22 protein-coding genes and 1 tRNA gene are annotated in these 20511 nt (G+C 40.0%); 9 read left to right on the top strand and 14 right to left on the bottom strand.

Features of this window, described 5'->3' with window-relative positions; translation table 11 throughout:
• Nucleotides 1-4: 4 nt before the first annotated feature.
• The 9 genes from ACFFIP_RS16560 to ACFFIP_RS16520 form a co-directional block, all read right to left on the bottom strand.
• Nucleotides 5-436 carry an acyl-CoA thioesterase gene (locus tag ACFFIP_RS16560; RefSeq protein ID WP_382388830.1) on the bottom strand — a complete coding sequence of 144 codons (432 nt, stop codon included), beginning with the start codon at nt 434-436 and terminating at the stop codon, nt 5-7.
• Between the two features lie 14 nt (nt 437-450).
• The gene (locus ACFFIP_RS16555) at nt 451-1002 is read right to left on the bottom strand and encodes an NUDIX hydrolase (RefSeq protein ID WP_382388836.1); all 552 of its coding nucleotides are present in this window, start codon (nt 1000-1002) and stop codon (nt 451-453) included.
• Nucleotides 1002-1595, bottom strand: coding sequence for a hypothetical protein (locus ACFFIP_RS16550; protein ID WP_382388829.1), 594 nt, complete (start codon nt 1593-1595; stop codon nt 1002-1004). Before ACFFIP_RS16550 ends, ACFFIP_RS16555 begins: the two co-directional genes overlap by 1 nt.
• Entirely contained in the window at nt 1595-3505 is a 1911-nt protein-coding gene (locus ACFFIP_RS16545) for a RecQ family ATP-dependent DNA helicase (protein WP_382388828.1), read from the bottom strand. Before ACFFIP_RS16545 ends, ACFFIP_RS16550 begins: the two co-directional genes overlap by 1 nt.
• Nucleotide 3506: 1 nt before the next feature.
• A complete protein-coding gene (locus ACFFIP_RS16540; protein WP_382388826.1) occupies nt 3507-4283 on the bottom strand; it encodes an enoyl-CoA hydratase/isomerase family protein in 777 nt (258 codons plus the stop codon).
• Nucleotides 4284-4427: 144 nt separating this feature from the next.
• Nucleotides 4428-6389 (bottom strand): ComEC/Rec2 family competence protein, encoded by a 1962-nt coding sequence (locus tag ACFFIP_RS16535; protein ID WP_382388825.1) that lies wholly within the window; start codon nt 6387-6389, stop codon nt 4428-4430.
• Between the two features lie 90 nt (nt 6390-6479).
• Nucleotides 6480-7016, bottom strand: coding sequence for a DUF3575 domain-containing protein (locus ACFFIP_RS16530; protein WP_382388824.1), 537 nt, complete (start codon nt 7014-7016; stop codon nt 6480-6482).
• Nucleotides 7017-7056: 40 nt separating this feature from the next.
• On the bottom strand, nt 7057-7494 hold the full coding sequence (locus ACFFIP_RS16525; protein WP_382388823.1) for a GNAT family N-acetyltransferase: 438 nt from the start codon (nt 7492-7494) through the stop codon (nt 7057-7059).
• The gene (locus ACFFIP_RS16520) at nt 7451-8452 is read right to left on the bottom strand and encodes a PhoH family protein (protein ID WP_382388822.1); all 1002 of its coding nucleotides are present in this window, start codon (nt 8450-8452) and stop codon (nt 7451-7453) included. The genes ACFFIP_RS16525 and ACFFIP_RS16520 overlap by 44 nt, the downstream gene beginning before the upstream one ends.
• Before the next feature lie 105 nt (nt 8453-8557).
• Here ACFFIP_RS16520 and ACFFIP_RS16515 point away from each other — a divergent pair, with 105 nt between their 5' ends.
• The 3 genes from ACFFIP_RS16515 (at nt 8558) to ACFFIP_RS16505 (ending at nt 9786) form a co-directional block, all read left to right on the top strand.
• Nucleotides 8558-9334, top strand: a complete 777-nt coding sequence (locus ACFFIP_RS16515) for an SAM hydrolase/SAM-dependent halogenase family protein (protein WP_382388821.1) — start codon at nt 8558-8560, stop codon at nt 9332-9334.
• Nucleotides 9334-9630 carry a putative quinol monooxygenase gene (locus ACFFIP_RS16510; protein WP_382388820.1) on the top strand — a complete coding sequence of 99 codons (297 nt, stop codon included), beginning with the start codon at nt 9334-9336 and terminating at the stop codon, nt 9628-9630. Before ACFFIP_RS16515 ends, ACFFIP_RS16510 begins: the two co-directional genes overlap by 1 nt.
• Before the next feature lie 72 nt (nt 9631-9702).
• A tRNA-Leu gene (locus ACFFIP_RS16505) sits at nt 9703-9786 on the top strand.
• A gap of 157 nt (nt 9787-9943) precedes the next feature.
• On the opposite strand, the gene ACFFIP_RS16500 is transcribed toward ACFFIP_RS16505, so the two are convergent.
• Nucleotides 9944-10141 (bottom strand): hypothetical protein, encoded by a 198-nt coding sequence (locus ACFFIP_RS16500; RefSeq protein WP_382388819.1) that lies wholly within the window; start codon nt 10139-10141, stop codon nt 9944-9946.
• Nucleotides 10142-10294: 153 nt separating this feature from the next.
• On the opposite strand from ACFFIP_RS16500, the gene ACFFIP_RS16495 reads away from it, so the two are divergent.
• Nucleotides 10295-10456: a hypothetical protein gene (locus ACFFIP_RS16495; RefSeq protein WP_382388817.1), complete on the top strand. Its 162-nt coding sequence runs from the start codon at nt 10295-10297 to the stop codon at nt 10454-10456.
• Here ACFFIP_RS16495 and ACFFIP_RS16490 read toward each other — a convergent pair.
• Nucleotides 10450-11034, bottom strand: coding sequence for an HD domain-containing protein (locus ACFFIP_RS16490; RefSeq protein ID WP_382388815.1), 585 nt, complete (start codon nt 11032-11034; stop codon nt 10450-10452). The genes ACFFIP_RS16495 and ACFFIP_RS16490 overlap by 7 nt on opposite strands.
• Nucleotides 11035-11040: 6 nt before the next feature.
• Entirely contained in the window at nt 11041-11382 is a 342-nt protein-coding gene (locus ACFFIP_RS16485; RefSeq protein ID WP_382388814.1) for a hypothetical protein, read from the bottom strand.
• A gap of 183 nt (nt 11383-11565) precedes the next feature.
• Here ACFFIP_RS16485 and ACFFIP_RS16480 point away from each other — a divergent pair, with 183 nt between their 5' ends.
• Entirely contained in the window at nt 11566-12990 is a 1425-nt protein-coding gene (locus ACFFIP_RS16480) for an SLC13 family permease (RefSeq protein WP_382388813.1), read from the top strand.
• A 21-nt stretch (nt 12991-13011) separates the two neighbouring features.
• Here ACFFIP_RS16480 and ACFFIP_RS16475 read toward each other — a convergent pair whose 3' ends face one another.
• On the bottom strand, nt 13012-13935 hold the full coding sequence (locus ACFFIP_RS16475; RefSeq protein WP_382388812.1) for a sugar phosphate isomerase/epimerase family protein: 924 nt from the start codon (nt 13933-13935) through the stop codon (nt 13012-13014).
• A 160-nt stretch (nt 13936-14095) separates the two neighbouring features.
• On the opposite strand from ACFFIP_RS16475, the gene ACFFIP_RS16470 reads away from it, so the two are divergent.
• The 4 genes from ACFFIP_RS16470 to ACFFIP_RS16455 are packed head-to-tail and all read left to right on the top strand — an operon-like array spanning nt 14096 to nt 20305.
• On the top strand, nt 14096-14791 hold the full coding sequence (locus tag ACFFIP_RS16470; RefSeq protein ID WP_382388811.1) for a hypothetical protein: 696 nt from the start codon (nt 14096-14098) through the stop codon (nt 14789-14791).
• Nucleotides 14788-17538 (top strand): TonB-dependent receptor, encoded by a 2751-nt coding sequence (locus ACFFIP_RS16465; protein WP_382388810.1) that lies wholly within the window; start codon nt 14788-14790, stop codon nt 17536-17538. The genes ACFFIP_RS16470 and ACFFIP_RS16465 overlap by 4 nt, the downstream gene beginning before the upstream one ends.
• Nucleotides 17538-18683, top strand: a complete 1146-nt coding sequence (locus ACFFIP_RS16460; RefSeq protein WP_382388809.1) for a DUF4249 domain-containing protein — start codon at nt 17538-17540, stop codon at nt 18681-18683. The genes ACFFIP_RS16465 and ACFFIP_RS16460 overlap by 1 nt, the downstream gene beginning before the upstream one ends.
• A gap of 2 nt (nt 18684-18685) precedes the next feature.
• Nucleotides 18686-20305 (top strand): hypothetical protein, encoded by a 1620-nt coding sequence (locus ACFFIP_RS16455; RefSeq protein WP_382388808.1) that lies wholly within the window; start codon nt 18686-18688, stop codon nt 20303-20305.
• Here the strand turns inward: ACFFIP_RS16455 and ACFFIP_RS16450 are convergent.
• On the bottom strand, nt 20302-20511 hold the full coding sequence (locus ACFFIP_RS16450; RefSeq protein ID WP_382388807.1) for a YqaE/Pmp3 family membrane protein: 210 nt from the start codon (nt 20509-20511) through the stop codon (nt 20302-20304). The genes ACFFIP_RS16455 and ACFFIP_RS16450 overlap by 4 nt on opposite strands.

The following is a 20511-nucleotide window of genomic DNA, read 5'->3' as shown; positions in this document are numbered from 1 at the left end:
AGGATTAATCTCGCAATTTTGATGCATATTCCTCTGGTATCCGGACCGGACTCATGGTTTTCATATCAACAGCCACCATAGTGGTTGAGGCTTGAGCAAATATCCTGAGATCACCCTTTTCAGTTTCTCCCATAATCACTTGTTCCAAAACGAAAGATGAGTTACCGATATTCGAACACTTCACAAATACCTCAGGTCGGTCCAGCATATGAATTGGCAAACGGTAATCGATATTGATATTGGCCACTACTGTACCCACCTTCATGACATCCCATCCGCAAGCCTGATACAAAAACGCCGCCCTGCCATGTTCCAAATAATTAAAATATATGCCATTATTCACATGCATATACCCATCTATATCTGAAAAACGAACCTGTATCGGTAAAGAAAAAGAAAAGGAGGCTTTCACTTCCTCCGATTGATATTTGTTCATTTTATTAATTTGCTTCAAAGCAAAATTTCTGATTTACTTGTTTTTTCCAACATCCTCAAAATTGAAGCATTGGAACCCACCAAATCCTGAACCGAGTCAAAGGGTATCCACGCAAGGTCATGACTTTCTTCCGAAATCACTAAGGGTTCATTCATCTCAGCTTCAATCAGAAACCTGACATCATAATGAAAATGCTCAGGAACATCTCCTTTGGCGGGAATGACGTGTCTATCGATATCAAAAATACCGGAATCCACAAACCGCAAAGAAGTCAATCCGCTTTCTTCTCTGGCTTCATTCATGGCCACTTCAAGGAGATTTTCATTGCCATCCGCATGACCTCCCAACTGTAACCAACGGTTAAGTTTTCGGTGCAAGGTCAATAAAGTATGGGTCCTCCTTTTGTTGACTATCCAAGCCGAACCTGTAAAATGACCGGCCAGTCTTTCCCTGACAAAGGCCAGATCATCAAAAGTTAAGTCAATAAAGTCTTTCTTGAAAGAAGCCTCTTCCTCAAATGGCGTCCTATAATTTTCTAAACTTGATCTTAAGGATTGTCTATTCATCATGGGTTAGTTTCAAACAATTCATCGATAAACTCATCAAATGGCTTCGCATCCAGATATAATCGGTCTGAATATACTGTGACCAAAACCTTAATAAAACTGGGCTTATCGTCAATGCTCACCTTTTCAATACTGATATTACCGTAAAGCTGATTGATCTTTTCTGAAAGATCCACATGGCTCAGAGGTGGCTTGAAATATTGTTTTTCCGTCATTTTGACCTGATCATTGATTTCTTCAATCTTCCTATCCAAACTGACGCGATGATATCCCAAATCTAATACTCGCTTGCCAAAAGCAAAGAAAATATGGGAAAAAGTTTTTTCATTAAAGGGAGAATCATAAGATACCGCAAATCCATTAGCATAAGGAGAATTGAGAATATGTACCTCAGGGTGGCTATTAATCCCTGATTTTTTGAAATGATAATTTTTGGCCACCAATTTTAATAATGAAGTCCCTTCTTTAGTGAATTCCCACTGTTCACTGATTTCCTTTTCGGAATCAGATTGTATAAAATTCTCCTTGATTTGAATTGGTCTGGACTTTTTGGGGAATAATTTCCCCAGTACATCATCTATGAATGAAGCCATCAATGCTTAAGTTTATATATACCGCTGGGTTCTGACACAATCAGACCCTCATCTTCCAATTCCCGAAGTAATTCGACGGTCTTGAGGTCATTGTTCAATCCAGGAACTTCCTGAATAGTCTGTAGGGAAAACTGATTCCCAGCTGTTAAAGTTTGAATAATTTTTTCTTTTATCGCAGATTGGTCACTTGAGCCTTTTTTTTTGTTTTCAACACATACATCGCATATCCCACAAAAATGATCGCTCTCCTCTCCGAAATAAGCGGAAATCTGATTGGCCCTGCAAAGTTTGTCATTCTTCACATAAGTAACCATAGACGCAGCTTTTGACACGGCATTTTGTCTTCTTTCCCCAATTCTTTTTTGATTAAGAGGAAGCTTGCCTGCATCGTGTCGCTCTGTCAAAAAGGTAACCTGAGGCTGATCTTTCCTATTATTGTATGCCAGAACACCAACCTGGTCCAGATATTCTAGCATTTTGATCAATTCAGACTCAGGTAAGTTCATCGTCTTGGCCAGTTTGGCTTCCTGAACTTTCAGGTACTCTGTAAAAAGCTCACCTCCATAGGATCTGAGTAAAACCTTGATCAGCGGATCTAATTTAGCATTGGCAATCTGAAACTCATACAGTTTGCTTTGATTGACCAAAAAATGAATGGTCGAAGGGTTGTAAAAACTTTCATTTAACTCCAACAAATCCTCTTCCTGCAATACCTTGAGGGCATTATAGGTCATCATGACATCTATATTGTACGTAGAAGTGAAGCTTCCTATATCAAAATCAAAACTCACCATAAATCCACTTCCAACTGCCATCCGGTAATAATTGGCCAAACTTTGATAGACTTTTTTCAGAAAATCAATCGGAGGATAAGCCAAGGCAGCCCTTTCTTCCAAAACTTTCAGATCCTGTTCATTGGTAAGTAAAACAGCAAAGGCCTTCAGTTCATCTCTTCCTGCCCTTCCTGCTTCCTGATAATAATTTTCAAGATTTTCTGGCAAATCCAGATGCACCACCAACCTAACATCAGGCTTATCTATGCCCATCCCAAAAGCATTGGTCGCTACCATGACCCTGATTTTATTTTTTTTCCATTCCTGCTGACGGGACTCCCTCGTGGCATTATCCAAACCTGCATGGTAAAATGTAGCAGAAATTCCCATCCTGTTCAAAACAGCAGCAATTTCTTTCGTACCCTTTCTGTTCCGTACATACACGATAGCAGGACCAGGCACTTTGGCTAAAATATCTTGCGCTTTCTCTAACTTATTTTCCACCAACCTGACCGAGTAACTCAGATTTTTTCTGGTGAAGGACCGGACAAAAACTCCTGGATCTTTAAGAGAAAGTTTTGATATGATATCTTCCTTGACCTGAAGGGTTGCTGAGGCTGTCAAAGCCATGCAGGGTACATCGGGATGATATTCCCTGATATTGGCAATTTCAAGATAAGGTGGACGGAAATCATATCCCCATTGGGAGATACAATGAGCCTCATCCACCGCTATCAGGTTGACTTTCATCTTTTTAAAGCGCTCAATAAATATTTCTGTTTTGAGACGTTCAGGTGAGACATAGAGAAACTTATAATTGCCATATATACAATTATCCAAAGTGGTATCAATTTCCCTTTTGCCCATTCCTGAGTAAATAGCCGCAGCCAACACACCTCTTCTTCGCAAATTGTCTACTTGATCCTTCATCAGAGCAATTAGGGGACTGACAACAATGCAGATCCCATCCATTGCCAAGGCAGGCACCTGGAAACAAATGGACTTCCCTCCTCCTGTAGGAAGTAAAGCCAAGCAATCCTTACCCTCCAATACGGTCATCACAATATCCAGCTGGGCCGGGCGAAATTCGCTATAGCCAAAGACGGTTTGAAGGATATGATAGGCCTGAGCTTTCAATTTACCAGTTGATAGTTTCCTTATTCAAAAATGCTGCGATCCCTTTTTGGCAATCATTGGTACCCCTTGCTTTGGCATTCATGGCTGCCGCATATTCCAGACCTTCCTCGAGCGTTTTTTCCTGTACCCTACCGATCATTTCCTTGGTAAGGGCCATAGATTGAGCAGAATTCTGAAGGATCAGCTTCTGTGCGTAGTTATATACTTTTTCCTCAAGTACGTCAGCATCTGCAATCCAGTTGATCAGACCCAATTGTCTAGCCTCCTGGGATGTGATCAGGTCTCCGTCTAACAAAAGCTGCTTGGCTTTGCCTTCTCCGATTTTCCTGATCAAAAATACCTTCACAATTGCCGGAATAAAACCGATTTTGACCTCTGTATAACCAAACTTTGCTTCCGGAACCGAAAAGGAAAAATCGCACACTGTCGCCAAACCACATCCTCCAGCTATAGCATGACCCTGAATCTGTGCAATAATGACTTTCGGAGAAGTGTATATTTTGTAAAACAGTTCCTTAAGCTTCCTGCTGTCTTCCAGATTTTCTTCATAGGTATTGATCTGCAAGGATTGAAGGTAAGCCAGATCTGCACCGGAACAAAACACCTTTCCTGCTGCTTTAATGACCATTACCTTTACTTCATCATCCTCTTCAAATTGAGCAATAGCCGATTTGAGGGCTTCAACCATTTCTGCATTCAGCGCGTTTCTTTTTTCAGGTCGGTTCATTTCCAGATACCCGATCCTGTCCTTTTTGTAAGTTATAATGGGTTGGTTCATATTTTCAAACTTAGTTACTCTTCTCTTGATGTCAATTGAAAGATAGACTTCGCGCATTGCTCTTCCAAAAATAACATCAGATAATATGATTTGTCCACGTCTCTTAAGGTATTAAAGTTTCTTTCATTTGGATACTTCAACAATTCAGTCAAAGACCAATTTATAAGCATTGCCATTAACAGCAATATTTGATTCCCTGGACACCTCGTTCCATTTTCCATTGTCCCAACTCAACAACTTTGCTGTCCGGCCAATCCCTTCAAAGTTCAATTCGCTTTTGGCAAGTTGGACAGCCCCTCCTTCCGGCAGTAATACTAATAAGGTATCTCCCAAGTGGAAGGCATAAAGTGGATAGTTAATGCTTGCTTTGAGCCTTGCTCGATAGGGTTGGACTTTAAACATTTTGTCCGAATCTGACAGGTCATCAAAACTGAATAAATTTCTACCATCAAAGTAATCAATGGACATGCCCTTCTCCAGACCATAAAAGACGAGCTGCTTTTGACCCGAATTGAATAAAAATTCTAAAGGCCTCAAAAGGATTAGCCCTGTCACAAATGCGGTCAAGGCATATAACAGCTTTCTATTGGGGTAATATATCAAGATCAAAATGGCTCCTAAAACAAGGACATAAAACCACACAAACTTTGATGACACATAAATCTCCGAGATTCTGGAAAAAGGCAAATCCTGAACCCAGAAAATCAAAGTATTCACCATGATGATCAGTTTTTCAGATATCCAGGCCAAGCCCGCTCCCAAAAATGGGATTTTTGACAAAAGCATAAATGGAACCCCAAAGGACATGATTAAAAATGCTCCAGGTATGGCAACAAGATTAGAGAGTATGAAGTAAACCGGAAACACCTGAAAATAATAAACCGAAATTGGAAAAGTAGCCAATTGGGCAGCTATCCCGACAGTGCTGATCTGCCAAGCATATTCCAAAATACTGTTTTTCGGCAACCATAGACGAACCAAAATCGGCTGAATAATCAGAATTCCAAAAAGAGCTGCATAGGACAACTGAAACCCCACTGCATAAATCAAAAATGGATCAAAGAGCAATAGAATAAAAGCTGAAAGCGCAATGGCATTGAAAATAGAAGGGCTTCTGGATTTCATTTGAGCCAAGGCCATTATAGAAAACATAGTCGCTGCCCGCATCACTGAAGGAGACATACCTGTCAACATTGCATAAGACCAAATCAATAAAATAAGCCCTGATAAATAGATTGCCCTTTTTACGACAGAAAGCCTATATGGCTTGACGAACATGAAAAAGAAGCCATAAATAATACCTACATGCAGACCTGAAACTGCCAATACGTGCATGGCCCCTGCGGTGGCATATGCCTCACTGACCTCTTTATCCAAACTTTTCTTCTGTCCCAACAACAATGCTTTGGCTATTTGATTGGCCTGATGGTCCAAAATCATAGAATCAATCTGTTCCATGATTCCTCCCCTCAATTTCATAAAAAAAGCAGAAATTGGGATTTCTTTGACAAAGCCGATGGTTTCAAACTTATCTGCGATAAAATGTTGATGGCTAATTTGTTGCCTAAGCATAAATTTAGCGTAATCAAATTCAAATGGATTATTAGGTTTAGAAATGGCCTGTGGGCTTCCTGGAATCCACAATAATTCACCAGGCTCTAGTTTTGATTGGGCACGGTGATAAATCAATATCTCCCCCTTACTTGCGACAAGCTTTTCTCCATCATATACAGCCTTAACCGATACCGTATTGGCAAAAGAATTTGGTTTTTCCTCATCATTTGCCAGTACCAAAGCCAAATAGCCTTTGATATTTTTATCAAGATGCATAATATGATGAGGTTTTTTTCCAATATCTCTTTCAAAAGTAAACAGCACTCCAAAAAGGATTATTTGACTATAAGCCAGAATGGGTAGGACTGCTCGAATATTATTTGATCTAGATCGATGATTGACCAGCATCAAAATTAGATACATCAAAAAAACTGTAAGCAAAGCAAGCTTAATCCATCGTGTGGATATAAAATCAAGAAAAGCAGGATACAACAAGATACCCAAAACAAAAAAGATGACATAACGCAAAAATGGAAATTCGTCAAAACGCATCTCTGAAAAGGTTTAAACAAATTTACCTAAAGAAAAACAAAAAGGGGTATTAAAAGACCCCTTCATGATTAAAATAAACGGATAAGTTTATCAGAACCTATAACCTACATTCAAACCTGCTTTAAATTCCACAGCATTGAAAACATCATTTACTTCTTGGCTAAATCCTCTGGCTACGGATACAAATGGCCCAAAAGCAAAATTATTAAAGTTCCATCGGTATCCTCCCGTTAATCCTAAATAACCGCTATCAAGGTTTACGTTTCTTGGAGCGCCATCTAACGTATCGCTATAATCTCCTGTTCTGTATTTGAAGAAAGGGGAAATATGTAGCTTTCCGTTTTCATCGCCGGCAAAATAGAAGTTGTAGGACAACAAGAAAGCTGTGGCCGAGAAATCCTTATCTCCAGAAGTAGATTTGTAATTAAACCTGTCATTGAAATGGAGTTCTAGACCAATAGATTGATCACTGCTTATAAAATGCTCATAGCCAACCTCAACTGAACCGATAATAATGGTGTTCAGAAAATTCAACCTCACCTCTCCTTTTGGATCTTCCAATGACTGGGCAAAAGAAGAAAAGTTAAACAAAACAATCGCGGTCAGTGTAAATAATAGTTTTTTCATAGTTTGATAATTTTAAAAACGAATTCAATTCTTGATTTACTCACAAATATAGTTCCATTTTGTAATGAAGGATATTGCATTCTTCAAACATATCTCCCACCTGCGTAAATCCAAACTTTGCATATAATGGCATGGCGTCCAATTGGGCATGCATGTAAAGCTTTTTACCCTTGGTATCAGGATTTGCTGCAATATCATCTACGACCGCTTTCACTAAAGCTTGCCCCACACCTTTCCCCCTCATTGGCTTCAGTACTGCAAAGCGCTCCAATTTTACCCCCTTATCGGTGAATCTCCACCTTGCTGTACCTGCAGGAGATCCTTCTAAACTTGCCAGAAAATGAATAGAGGTATCTTCAAATTCATCATATTCTTCGGCAGGATCAACCTCCTGCTCAATTACAAAAACTTCTTCTCTGATCTTAAAAACAGCATCAAGCTGTTCCTTCGTCAGCACCTTTTCCACTTTGATTTTCATCTCGTCTTACTTCTTTTTGGGATTCATTTTTATCGTATGCTTCAATAATTGACTTGACCAATTTATGACGGATAACATCTTTACCGCTCAAATGCACAAAACCTATTCCTTTGACATCCTTGAGTATCCTCAAAGCCTCATTGAGTCCGGATTTTTGCCTTTTTGGTAAATCTACCTGGGTTTGGTCACCCGTAATGATCACTTTGGAGTTTGGCCCCATCCTGGTCAGAAACATTTTGATTTGTTCACTGGTGGTGTTTTGCGCTTCATCCAAAAGCACGAAGGCATCATGTAGGGTTCTTCCCCTCATATAAGCCAAAGGAGCAATTTCAATTACTCTGGTCTCCTGATAAAATTTCAATTTCTCTGAAGGGACCATATCACTCAGGGCATCATAAATAGGTCTCAAATAAGGATCTAACTTTTCCTGAAGGTCTCCAGGAAGAAATCCGAGGTTCTCACCTGCCTCCACAGCCGGACGGGTGATGATAATTCTTTTGACCTCTCTGTTTTTCAGGGCCCTCACCGCAAGCGCAACTGCGATATAGGTTTTTCCCGTACCTGCTGGACCAAGAGCAAAAACAAGATCGTTTTTAAATGCTGCCTCAACAAGTTTTCGCTGGTTCGCAGATTTAGGTTTGACCACCAGCCCTTTGTTGCCATAGATGATGACATCATTTTTTTGGTTTTCCTCAAAAGGAGCACCTTCGAGGGCGATATAATCCTTGATATTATCTGGAGTAATATGACCAAAACGGTGAAAATGCTGCAACAGCATATTCAGAAGATCGTTGATCCGGAGGATTTCAGGAGCCCTGCCCTGAATACGGATTTCATTTCCTCTTGACACTATTTTACTTTGAGGAAATGCGGCCGCAATCTGCTTTATATTTTCATTTCCTGACCCTAAAAAATCAAGTAGTGGGATATTTTCTAAAGTAATTACTTTCTCTACCAAGTTGATATCTTTGAATTGTGATTTGTTCCTGTGGTGTAAAGAATAAATTTCTATTTTTGTTCACACCTATCACAAAAATAGAAAAAATTTAACGGACTTGCTCATATGGCATTGATAACATTCACTTCGGATTTTGGAGACTGCGATTATTATGTACCGGCAGTAAAAGCCAAGATGTTATCCATCAACCCCCAACTCAATATTGTAGACATCACCCATAAGATTGAAAATTATGATGTAGCGCATGCTGCATTCATATTAAAATCTGTCTACAAGGAATTTCCCAAAGGAACTGTTCACCTGGTCGCCATGAACAGCACCAGCAACATGACTGATGGCTTTATAGGCATCAAGTTGGAGGAGCATATCTTTCTAGGGCCTAATAATGGCGTCTTGAGCTTGTTAACAGATTATGAGCCGGGAATCATCGTGAAATTTGCGGACATTCATGTTCACAACAGCACATTCCCTACAAAGGATATCCTGGCTCCGATAGCGGCAAAAGTAGCTTCAGGAGCGGCCATTCATGATTTTGGAGGGCCATTGGCTTCGATCAAAAAGATGATCCCAAGGAATTTCAAGGCTACCAAAAAACAAATTTTGGGCCATGTAGTCAGGGTGGATAACTATGGTAATCTGATCACCAACATCACCAAAGATGTTTTCGACACCCTGAACCCTGGAAGGTTCACTATTGAATTCAGCAGGGAAAGTCTCACCAAACTCAACAACTCCTACGATCAGGTAGAACCGGGTGACTGTTTTGCTTTCTTCAACAGTTTAGGCTTGCTGGAAATAGGCATCAACCATGGGCATGGCGCAGATCTTTTGGGTCTGAGACATGACAGTCCGATATTTATCAATTTTGAAATAGAAAGCTAATGCTGACAAGGGTAGTGAGAATGGCGTTTCAGGAAGACAAGGTGAAAGCTTTTCTGGAAAACTTTAATCAGAACAAGGAAAAAATCCGGAATTTTCCAGGATGCAGACATTTGGAATTGTGGCAGGATGAAAATTTTAAAAATATTTTCATGACATACAGTTTTTGGGACTCAGAAGAGGCTTTGAACCAATACCGTGATTCTGAATTATTTAAAAGTGTTTGGAGCTATACCAAAACATTGTTTGCTGACAAACCGACGGCATTTTCCGCAAAAAAAATTGATGAACTGCCTTAAGGGCACTTGCACAGAAAAAAAATAGTTTTCATATTTGCATCCCGTTCAGCAAGGAACGTGGGAAATTGAAATGCCCAGGTGGCGGAATTGGTAGACGCGTTGGTCTCAAACACCAATGAGGTTACACTCGTGCCGGTTCGACTCCGGCCCTGGGTACTTAGAATAAAAAAGGTCCTTCTTTAACAAGTTGGACCATTTTTTATGGCTTTGGCCGGAGGAGAAGTTCATCCCGATGACTATCGGGAACTCCGGCCCTGGGTACAGAAAACCCCTTCAGAAGCAATTTTGAAGGGGTTTTTGCGTTTTTTTTTGCCTAACCATTCAACAATTCCACTCGTACTTCAGCTAAAAAGTCATCCATTCTGGAAAAGGCAAAACACTTATTACCAAGATCTTTCAGGGATACTCCGATATGATACAGTTCCTGATCGTCCAAGATCAAAAAGCGGTAATGGCAACCTTTGTTTTCCTTAAGGCTGATAGGTTCGTATTTTTTGTTATGTTTCTCCAAGACTTTGTGCTAAACAGGCTTAATGCGTGTATACACAATACAGTTGACACCTTTTCCCCTTTTGCTGGGAAGTATCAGCATTGTTTCATCTACATAATTATCCAAGAGCACGATGGATTTCTAGGCCTTTTTGACCAGATCTTATGTTAAAACATGAGCATCAAACAACTGTCCTTCAAAGAAGATGCCCTGAGCGGATTTGGTATCATTTTCCAAAGCTTGGAAAATCTGCTCCAGTTTACTGTCTGTTTGCAGTTGTTTCAGTTTTACTTAAGGTCACAAATTGTTATCTCAATGGAAAAAAACTATCACTGAAAAACAGCTTTTGTGGTTGCTTCAAACTTATCCGTCAAAGCCTTATACCGACTGCCAAAATCCTTTTGCCTGCTTACCAAAGCCATTGCCAAACCAGTATAATACCATTTCTGACTTTCATAAGGTGCATTAAAGCGAGACCAGACATCTTCTCCTACTTTTTGAAGATCTGCCTGTATGGATCTGATATTATCCAATTTATCAGCACAAGACACAGCTAGAATATTCTCTGAGGCTTCTTTTTTTAAATAATCGAGTGTATGCATCTTCCGTTCTAACCAAGGCGCCTCTATCTCTCCTTCCTCCAAGTGCAACTTATGCGGCTCAGTAGCTCCTTTCACCAAAACAGTCACTTCATTACCAAACACTCTTTCCACCTCCTCAATCTTGACTGCTGTGTCTTCTACTACATCATGCAGCAAACCTGCCATAGCTACTTGCTCTGGATACCCGTATTCCAGCAAAACTTTCATAACGTTGGTCAAATGGCTGATGTAAGGTATTTGAGTGGCCTTTCTAAAATGTCCACGATGGGCTTGTGCCGCAAATTCAATTGCGTCAAAAATATTCTTTTCCATATTCTATTATTTATTAATTCCTGTACTTCTTTCCTTTCCGTATTGCCACATGGTCCTCCAAATGTCATGGTAGGCCCTAAGCTTATCTGACTGTTCGCCTTGTGCAGCAATGTGATTTTTAAAATTAGGATAATCAATATCCTTGATCTGATTGACCATGATTTCCGCAAACTCCTGTTTGCTGACTTCAACCCTGAACTGGTAGTCGGCATCCTCCAGATAAAAAATTCTTTTATTATCAAAAAGAGATTGTAAATCTTTTCTGACTCTGGCCCTGACCAAGAGCATGTCCTTTTTTTCAAAATGCTGTACAACAGAAACAAAACCGGACTTCGAAGCTATCCACATAATGTCAAATTTTTATTAATGATCCTTTTGAATACTGTATAAAACTAATAATATTAAATTTTGAATTAAAATTTTTGTCACCAATTGTCAATAATAATTTTCATTTAAAAATTGCGAACACAATATCAAACCACACCAGTTTTTCTTAACTTTACCTAAGGTTTTCATCAGAAATCAATTTTTATGGCTTACAACGATTCCAGACGCGCTTCTATCCGTCTGTACAAACAATTGAAATATGGTTGGATTTGGGCTACTTCTACCTTCACCGGTAATTTTATCTTAGCCCTTTTCATCTCTTCAATTTTCAGAGGCATGGAATACACAGAAGAGGTAAACTATGTGTTTTTCCTTAGCATTTTAGCTATTGGACTTTGGGTTACTGAAGCCATTCCCCCTTTTGCGGTTGGCATTTTCATTATTGCAGGCCTGCTACTAGGCTTTGGGACAGATTTTATTTTGGAAGAGGAATATAAAACCCCTGTAGAAATGTACCTGGGCACTTGGACCAGTAATGTGATCTGGCTTCTCCTAGGTGGTTTTTTTCTTGCAGAAGGCATGAGCATTGTTTCCCTGGACAGGTCACTGTTTAAATTTACGCTCGATAAATTCGGAACAGACCCCAACAAGCTGTTACTGGGTCTGATGATGACTACAGCCGTTGCCAGTATGGTCATGTCCAATACAGCCACCACTGCTATGATGATTTCTTCCATTTTACCTTTGGCCAGATTAATGGGGAAAGATTCAGAATATACCAAAGCCCTTTTGGTCGGGATTCCTGCCGCAGCCACATTAGGTGGAATGGGAACAATTATCGGCAGTACCCCTAACGCTATTGCTGTCGGTGCACTACAGGAAAAAGGTATCAACATCACTTTTATTGATTGGATGATATTTGGCATACCAACTGCCTTTATTTCAATTTTCATATTCTGGAAATTTCTGACAAAAAAGCTTCATCTAGACGATGTCAAACTCGACTTATCAGACATTCTTAGTAAATCAGGGGCCAAACCGGGGTTTGAAAGAAATGCCGTCATTTTCACTCTATTTGTCACTGTGTCCATGTGGCTAACCGAACCTATTCATGGGATTCCTATTGCTGCCACATCCGCAATTCCAATTGTTCTTTTAACATTGTTTCAAGTCATCAAAGCCGAGGATGTCCGAAGATTACCTTGGGACACACTGATGTTAGTGGCGGGTGGATTGGCATTAGGAATAGCCATGGTGGATGTAGGACTTACTGACATCATCATGGATCAGATTTCAAAACTCCCTATCCCTTTTGTGGGTGTTGCCATTGTATTTTCCATCATTGCTGTCTTGATCTCCAATATTATGAGTAATACAGCAGCGGCATCGATATTGGTTCCCTTAGGACTGTCCTTACCAGGGATTTGGGGCTTTGCTGTGCCTTTGATTGTGGCACTGAGCTGCTCTTCCGCATTGTTACTTCCTGTGTCCACTCCTTCTAATGCCATTTCCTTTTCCACTGGCATGGTAGAACAAAAAAGTTTCAGGCCTGGAGGCTTGCTAATGATCTTATTGGGCCCGGTTTTGGCTTTTGTTACAGTGACACTTTATGCATTGATTTTTTCCTAATACCATCACCGGAAATTACAATCAAACTTTAGATACCAAAGTTTTCATTTTTTCCAACCCTGTTTTAGCCACGGTCAATGGATCCATTTTCCAATATTCCTGATTGAACAATTCCAAGGACAACACTTTGTTGCCGCCCATATTATTCAGATCCTTTAAAATCTGAAGCATTGGCGCATCGCCGTCACCAGGATAGACCCTGTCTTTATCCTGCTGTTCTTCCCTTGGAATATGATGCACAAAATCATTCATATGAAACACTTCTATCAACTCCCCACTGAGCATTTTGAGTCCATCATACCCTGAATTGCCTCTAAAAAGGTGATAAACATCAGGCAGTATTCTGGCGTCGGGATCATTGGCTGCTGCAGCCACCATCAAAGCCTGACCCAAGTGATGAAAAAAAGGAAATGCCCCCCAAAACTCCAATTGAGGCATTACTCCTGTCTTTCTTCCCAAATCCAATAAAGCCTTATACCGCTCTCCCGCCTTGAAAAGATCCAAAGGTGCATCAACACCATAAGCCGGAGCAGCTACCCGCTTACATCCTAGAGCAGCCAAAAGCTCCATCTCTTTTCCCATCTGTTCAAACCCTGCCTTCCTCTTGGAATCATCATCGACCATCCAGGGAGCAAAACCTATTGCATTTTCAAATTTCAGCCCGCTATCAGTGATAAGTTTTCTTAAGCTGTCAATAGAATTTCCTGCATTGAGATATTCCTGAAGATCCCGAATCCATAATTCCACTCCATCATATCCTGCACGGGCGGCTATTTCCAGATAACCTTTCAGACTAGGCTGCTGCCCCATAATGGTACTGGTATTCAGGCAAAAAGAAAACTTAGACTCAACTTTTGAATCGCTGGCTTTCAGCAATTGAGGAGTCATCAGGGCTCCAGCTCCAAGTCCAATGGCTTTCAGTGCCTGTCTTCTTGAATTTTTCATGATGTTTAATAGGTTTAAGAAATTAAGTCGTTCCTAGCTTAAATGTAAATGTTTGAGGGAAGACAAATCAACCATTTATATAAAATTTGGCATCATCAGCCCAATCAACTAAGAATTTTATTACCTTATCAAAGGAATTTTGAAAATTCCGACCAAACCTATGAAAACCATATTTTTTATCTTCTGTCTACAATTCTGCATCATCTTATCCTCCTATACGCAACAATTGGAGCAGGAATACAGAACTGTCATTCCGATGGATCAAGAAATCGTCAGTGGGGGCTACTTTGTAGATCCTCCAAAAGAATTTGAAGGCCACCCCTATTTTGAAAGTAAAAACTTCGAAAATGGAAAAATCACCATTAACGGGTTGACCTACACAGATGTCCCTCTTTTATACAACATATGGAAAGATGAGATTTTGACTTTCCAGCCAATCCATAAGCAGAAAATTCTGATCAGAGCGGACAAAATTGAATCTTTTACTCTACTTTATCCCATACCAAAAACTTTTATCAGAATTGCCGATAATCCTGCTTATCCCCATCAAGGAAACGGCATGTATGAACTTGCTTTGACCGGGAAAGCTCAGGTTTTGATCAAGCATCGCAAACTCACCAAACCTAAAAGGGAAGTCAGCATCTACAGTGCAGAATTTTACCAAAAAGCCGATTATTTTCTGGAGAAAGATGGAGAAATCATTCAGGTTTTCAGAAAAAAACAAGCATTTCAGTTTTTGGATCTAGAGAAAAAAACAATAAAGAATTTATTACGGAGCAATAGGCTGAATTTCAAAGCAGACAAAAAAGATTACCTGATTTTCTTGGCCACTACTTTTAACAACGCTTTGCCATGAAGATAAAATCAGTCCTCTTCTTTTTGTTTTTTTGCATTTATTCAATGCATGGCATTTCTCAAACGGAGAGTCCTAAAGATGAAAAGATTTCAGGGCTTTACCCGGGCATCACTTTTAATCGCTTTGCACAATTGATAGAAAACTCTCATGGCTACACCTTCTATTTCATTCAGGAGGATATACAAGATATTCAGGTCAATATAAGTGCAAAAGACAATACACTCACTCAAGTTCTTTCCTCAATATTTGAAAATACTGACCTGAAATTCAGCATAGATCACCGTAAGCGCGTATTCATCACCAAGAATTCCGCACTTGATCTCAACCTTTCTCCTTCATTTTTTGAAGCTTCAGGTTCAACTTCAGAAGAAAGGGGGACTGCACGAATGAGCGATGTCGAAAGAGAATATTCCAGAAACAAACTCTATGTAATAGGCTCCAACACCAATCAAAAAGAAGTTAGGCTTCAAGGTAAAATAACAGGATTGGAAACAGGCAATCCTGTTTTTGGAGCCGTCATATTTGAAAGAGTAAATTATACCCGTGCTATTGCCAATGAAAACGGAGAATATGACATCACGCTGCCTGTGGGTAGGCACACACTTTTTATCCAAAATCTTGGCGGCTTTATTGAACAAAGACAGGTGAATTTACAGGGAAATGGCATCTTGGACATTGCTATTGAAGAGAATATCATTTCCCTATCTGAGGTGACTGTCAATTCTGAGCGGATGTCCAATATTTCCAGACCGGAAATGGGTGTTCAAAAACTCAATATTCAGTCAATGAAAAAAATCCCTGCAGTCTTGGGAGAGGTGGATATTATACGCTCCATTCTGACATTGCCAGGTGTGCAGACTGTTGGCGAAGCTTCTGTTGGCTTCAATGTAAGAGGTGGTGCAGCAGACCAAAACCTCATCCTTTTCAATCATGCTACAATCTTTAACCCTTCCCACTTATTTGGATTATTTTCGGCATTTAATCCGGACATGGTAGAATCTGTGGAACTCTATAAAGCAGGGATTCCTGTCAAATTCGGAGGTCGGTTATCCTCTGTTTTGGATGTTCAGGGCAAGTATGGAAATAAAGAAAAAATCAAAGTTTCAGGAGGGATAGGACTTTTGACCGGCAGAATGACCATAGAAGGTCCAATAGGAGAAAATACAAGTTTCATCCTCGGAGGCAGATCTACTTACTCTAATTGGCTGTTGAATTTACTGGAAGAAAACACTGATTTTAAAAATGGCAGAGCTGCCTTTTATGACCTCAATTTCAGTCTGGCCCATCAGATCAATAATAAAAACAACCTTCGTCTGAATATCTACAACAGTAGCGACAATTTTAGATTTGACCGAGACACTACCTTCAACTACCAAAACCAAAATTTCAACCTGGGATGGACACATTATTTCAATGAAAAAATGGAAGCGGAATTGGTGGTAGGACAGGACACCTATCAATTTGGAATAGAGGGAAGGGACAATGCAAGTAATGCTTATGACTTTGGTTATCAGATCCGACAGCAATTTGCAAAAGCTAACTTCTCTTATGAATACGACCCCAGACATAAGCTGAATTTTGGCATTCACGCCATTAATTACCAGCTACAGCCCGGTCATATAAGACCTTCTGGTCCCGAGTCAATCGTAGTTCCGGAAACTGTCAATCAGGAGCAGGCTTGGGAATCTTCATTCTTCATTGGTGACAATTTCGAGTTGAACGACAATCTAACCGTCAACTATGGCATGAGGTACGCCTTTTACAGTTTCATTGGACCGAATAGTTCCAGAGAATACGAATCAGGGCTCCCTATTTCCCCAACAACGCTCATTCGAGAAAGATCATTTTCCGCTGGAAAGACCATCAATACCTATCATGGCCCTGAATTCAGGATTTCAGGCAGGTACATATTGAACAACATCTCTTCTCTGAAAGCCGGGTATAATACAGGAAGGCAATTCATCCACCTCATCACCAATAATGCCGCCATTGCACCTACAGATATCTGGAAACTCAGTGACCCCAATATCCGTCCACAATGGGGAGATCAGGTCTCTTTGGGCTATTATAGAAACATCAAAGTGGACAAGTTTGAATTTTCTATAGAAGCCTACCACAGAACAATGCGGAATCTGATAGATTTCAGGTCAGGCTCCACTTTACTTTTAAATAACACAGTTGAGCAAGCGGTATTGAGAACTGATGGCAGGGCGTATGGAGCTGAATTTTTATTGAAGAAAAATACAGGCAAACTCAATGGATGGGTCAGTTACACCTATTCACGCTCACAACTACGAACAGCCTCCGAGGAGATGGCTGAAAAAATAAATGATGGAAATTGGTATGCCAGCAATTTTGACCAACCGCATAATGCCGTGTTGGTTGGTAATTATGAGTGGAGCAAAAGATTCAGCACCTCATTGAATGCCAACTACAGCACCGGAAGACCCATCACCTTACCAGTAGCCAAATTTAATTATGGCAGTTCTGAAAGGGTTTATTTTTCTGACAGAAATGCATACCGTATCCCCGATTATTTCAGAATTGATATATCGGTAAATATTGAAGGCAATCATAAAGTCAGAAAACTGGCCCATTCCTCATGGTCTTTGGGCGTATACAATCTCCTTGGTAGGAGAAATCCATACTCGGTATACTTCACCCCTGTCAATGGGGTCTTGCAGGGATACCAGCTTTCAATTTTTGCCCAGCCCATTCCTTTTATCACATATAATTTCAGGATCTGATGAAAAACAAGATCTTCCATATCATCCTTATTTTGATTATTGGAATTCTACAGTCATGTAGGGATCCATTTGAACCGGACCTCTCGCCTCAAAGTGTTGATTTCCTCGTGGTCGAAGGGTACATAGAAGTTTCAGGTGAATCACAAATCACCCTTGGCAGAACTTCGCCAATCAACAGTATTGCTTCTCCAATTCAGGAAGAAGGAGCAAGGGTTTTTCTAAGCGACAATTTGAACCTGTGGGATTTTGAAGAAAAAGGAAATGGACGGTATACCTTAAATGGAAATTTTGATCCCACAAAAGAATATACCCTGAGCATCTGGCTCAAAAATGGAAAACAATACACCAGTGCGCCCATGACTCCCATTATCAGTCCGGAAATCGAGGAGTTGGCATTTGTCCAGGATAATGATGGGGTAGAAATCTATATCAGTACAAAGGGTGAACAGGAAAAACAATATTTCATGTGGAGCTATGAAGAACATTGGATTTTCAATGCTGGAATCAGGTCTTTTTTGATCTATGAAGAAGGCAGTATCAGAACAAGAAACGAAGATGAACGGGTGGACAGGTGCTGGAAAGATAACCTAAACCCTAAAATAGTCTTACAGGATGCCGCTAGATTTGAAGACAACAGAATATTGCAAAGGGAGTTGATACGGATTCCACCTAGGTCTGAAAAACTGACCAACAGATACAGTGTTCTGGTCAAACAAAGGGCTATAGACCAAGATGCTTTCAATTTTTGGGAAATACTCCGAAAGAATTCTGATGATATCGGTGGCATTTTCAGTCCTCTCCCCTCCCTCATTACCGGCAATATCCAAAATCCAGAAGACCCCTCCGAAAAAGTAATCGGATTTATCAGCATGGGCAAATCGGCAAATAAACGACTTTATATCAATGCATCTGAGGTATTCCCTTGGCCTGTATTTATACCTGAATATGAGTTTTGTCAAATACTTCAGGACACTATCCCTCCTACAGCCTCTGCCATAAGAGATGCTTTCAACAATGGAATAGTTGTTCCAGTAAGAGATGTGTGGGATGGTATGTTCCTAATTGGTTACAGAGGTGCGGATTACCGATGTGTGGACTGTACCCTTCGCGGCACAAATGTTAGACCTGAATTTTGGGAGGATTAAGGATGAAAAAGCTGTTGTTTGCCATTCTGATGTTTTCAGGCTTTTCCGGATTCAGTCAGGAAATGACAGAAGAGATCATTTTTGCCCACATTTCCAAAAACATTACTGTAGCAGGAGAAACCATTTGGATTAACCTGAAAGCCCTACAAGGTAAAGAACCAAGTGCTTCAAAAATGGCTTATGTGGAAATGATAGACCGGAACCAAAAAGCCGTCAAACAATTTATAGTTCCATTGGTAAACGGACAGGCAGAGGCCTATCTGGAAATACCCGGCCAACTTGAATCAGATCATTATTTATTAAGGCTTTACACCAGAACCAGCCCATTGATTCAAAAGACGGGCAAGGGGGTATTTAACCAATTCATCACGGTAATTAATCAAAAAAAACCACCCGTACTGAGAAACACTAACCCGGTTAAAAACAAATACTCATTTGAAAAACCACAGGCTAATCCCAACTTGATCAGAGAGCATAACATCAATATTTCCAGTTCCTCCAATATAGACATCGACAGACAGGGAGAATCTAATCCTTTTTCACTTTCCATTTCATTGGTAAATCCATTTTTACCCGAAGAATATAAAGGTTTTATTTATCAGGAAATTTATCACCCTCAGGAAAAACAAACAGCACTTGTCCCTGAATTATACGGACATATCATTCATGGGAAAAACCTGAGCCCAACCATTGATACTGAAGAGACATTTTTTCTTTCCGCCCATGGCAAGCAATCTGTTTTGAATACTGCTAAACCTGATAAGAATGGAAATCTATTTTTTGAAATGGGTCCCCTAAAAACTTTTGAATTTTTGGTTGCACAATCAATCAACTTTGAAAACCAATTGAATTTTTCCCCTCAATCTCCATTTTTGGAAATGATTTTCAAGGAAGACTTTATTTTTCCCGATCTTGTGATAGAAGAAAAAAACAAAAATTTCTTATTGGATCTGATAGCCAGTGCCCAGGTAAGCCCTTATTTTTATCCTATTGAATCAAATGACTTTTTCCCTATCGTCACTGGGTTTGTGGCTGACAGAACCTATCTGTTAGACGATTACACCAGATTTGATGATATGGAAACAACCCTTCGGGAATATGTACCTGAAGTACTCGTCAGAAAGCAGGATAAGAAGACTGTTTATAAGGTTCTCAACAGCCCAATAAATGCACTATTTCAGGAAAATCCTTTGATTCTGATTGATGGCATGCCTGTTTTTGACACTGACAAACTGGCGAAGTTCAACCCGTCCAATATTCAAAAACTTGAAGTTTTGACCAGGGATTTTTTTCTCAATAAAGATAAATTTTCAGGAGTGATCAGCTTTTCCTCATTTGAAAATGATTTTGGAAAATTTGAATTACCCACTAACGCTCTTTATTTTAATTATTGGGAAATTCAGAAACCAAAAAAGCTAAAAAGTCCACATTTCAATAGCCAGATTGGACAGGCAAACTATCCTGATTTCAGAACCAGCTTATACTGGAGCAATAACCTAGAACAGCCCAGTATTAGGGTAACAAGTTCTCAAGTTACTGGTCAATTTGAGGTTATTTATTCCTTCTTCAACGAGGAAGGCAGGATTGTTTTTCACAAAGATTTCTTAGAAGTCGTCGATTAATTCCGCTCTGAAGATTTTATTGCACGAACAATTTTATTCACCCTTCTGTCCTCATACATATTATGGACAGACATAATGGCCCATATGGCCGCAGGAAGCCAGCCTATAATGGTAATCTGTAGGATAAGGCAGATGATTCCAGAGAATATTTTTCCCTGAAGAATCAATGAAAGCCAGGGCAGAAAGAAAGCAATGACATAACGCAT

This window comes from Fontibacter flavus (assembly GCF_042432905.1).
Lineage (GTDB): Bacteria > Bacteroidota > Bacteroidia > Cytophagales > Cyclobacteriaceae > Fontibacter > Fontibacter flavus.
The sequence above is the reverse complement of the archived record's forward strand: the minus strand, read 5'-3'. Positions and strand labels throughout refer to the sequence as shown.

Coding starts and splice junctions, on each gene's coding strand:
- ACFFIP_RS16560 (WP_382388830.1), bottom strand. CDS start 436: ATGAACAAATATCAATCGGAGGAAGTGAAAGCCTCCTTTTCTTTTTCT.
- ACFFIP_RS16555 (WP_382388836.1), bottom strand. CDS start 1,002: ATGAATAGACAATCCTTAAGATCAAGTTTAGAAAATTATAGGACGCCA.
- ACFFIP_RS16550 (WP_382388829.1), bottom strand. CDS start 1,595: ATGGCTTCATTCATAGATGATGTACTGGGGAAATTATTCCCCAAAAAG.
- ACFFIP_RS16540 (WP_382388826.1), bottom strand. CDS start 4,283: ATGAACCAACCCATTATAACTTACAAAAAGGACAGGATCGGGTATCTG.
- ACFFIP_RS16535 (WP_382388825.1), bottom strand. CDS start 6,389: ATGCGTTTTGACGAATTTCCATTTTTGCGTTATGTCATCTTTTTTGTT.
- ACFFIP_RS16530 (WP_382388824.1), bottom strand. CDS start 7,016: ATGAAAAAACTATTATTTACACTGACCGCGATTGTTTTGTTTAACTTT.
- ACFFIP_RS16525 (WP_382388823.1), bottom strand. CDS start 7,494: ATGAAAATCAAAGTGGAAAAGGTGCTGACGAAGGAACAGCTTGATGCT.
- ACFFIP_RS16515 (WP_382388821.1), top strand. CDS start 8,558: ATGGCATTGATAACATTCACTTCGGATTTTGGAGACTGCGATTATTAT.
- ACFFIP_RS16510 (WP_382388820.1), top strand. CDS start 9,334: ATGCTGACAAGGGTAGTGAGAATGGCGTTTCAGGAAGACAAGGTGAAA.
- ACFFIP_RS16495 (WP_382388817.1), top strand. CDS start 10,295: ATGAGCATCAAACAACTGTCCTTCAAAGAAGATGCCCTGAGCGGATTT.
- ACFFIP_RS16490 (WP_382388815.1), bottom strand. CDS start 11,034: ATGGAAAAGAATATTTTTGACGCAATTGAATTTGCGGCACAAGCCCAT.
- ACFFIP_RS16485 (WP_382388814.1), bottom strand. CDS start 11,382: ATGTGGATAGCTTCGAAGTCCGGTTTTGTTTCTGTTGTACAGCATTTT.
- ACFFIP_RS16480 (WP_382388813.1), top strand. CDS start 11,566: ATGGCTTACAACGATTCCAGACGCGCTTCTATCCGTCTGTACAAACAA.
- ACFFIP_RS16475 (WP_382388812.1), bottom strand. CDS start 13,935: ATGAAAAATTCAAGAAGACAGGCACTGAAAGCCATTGGACTTGGAGCT.
- ACFFIP_RS16470 (WP_382388811.1), top strand. CDS start 14,096: ATGAAAACCATATTTTTTATCTTCTGTCTACAATTCTGCATCATCTTA.
- ACFFIP_RS16465 (WP_382388810.1), top strand. CDS start 14,788: ATGAAGATAAAATCAGTCCTCTTCTTTTTGTTTTTTTGCATTTATTCA.
- ACFFIP_RS16460 (WP_382388809.1), top strand. CDS start 17,538: ATGAAAAACAAGATCTTCCATATCATCCTTATTTTGATTATTGGAATT.
- ACFFIP_RS16455 (WP_382388808.1), top strand. CDS start 18,686: ATGAAAAAGCTGTTGTTTGCCATTCTGATGTTTTCAGGCTTTTCCGGA.
- ACFFIP_RS16450 (WP_382388807.1), bottom strand. CDS start 20,511: ATGCGTTATGTCATTGCTTTCTTTCTGCCCTGGCTTTCATTGATTCTT.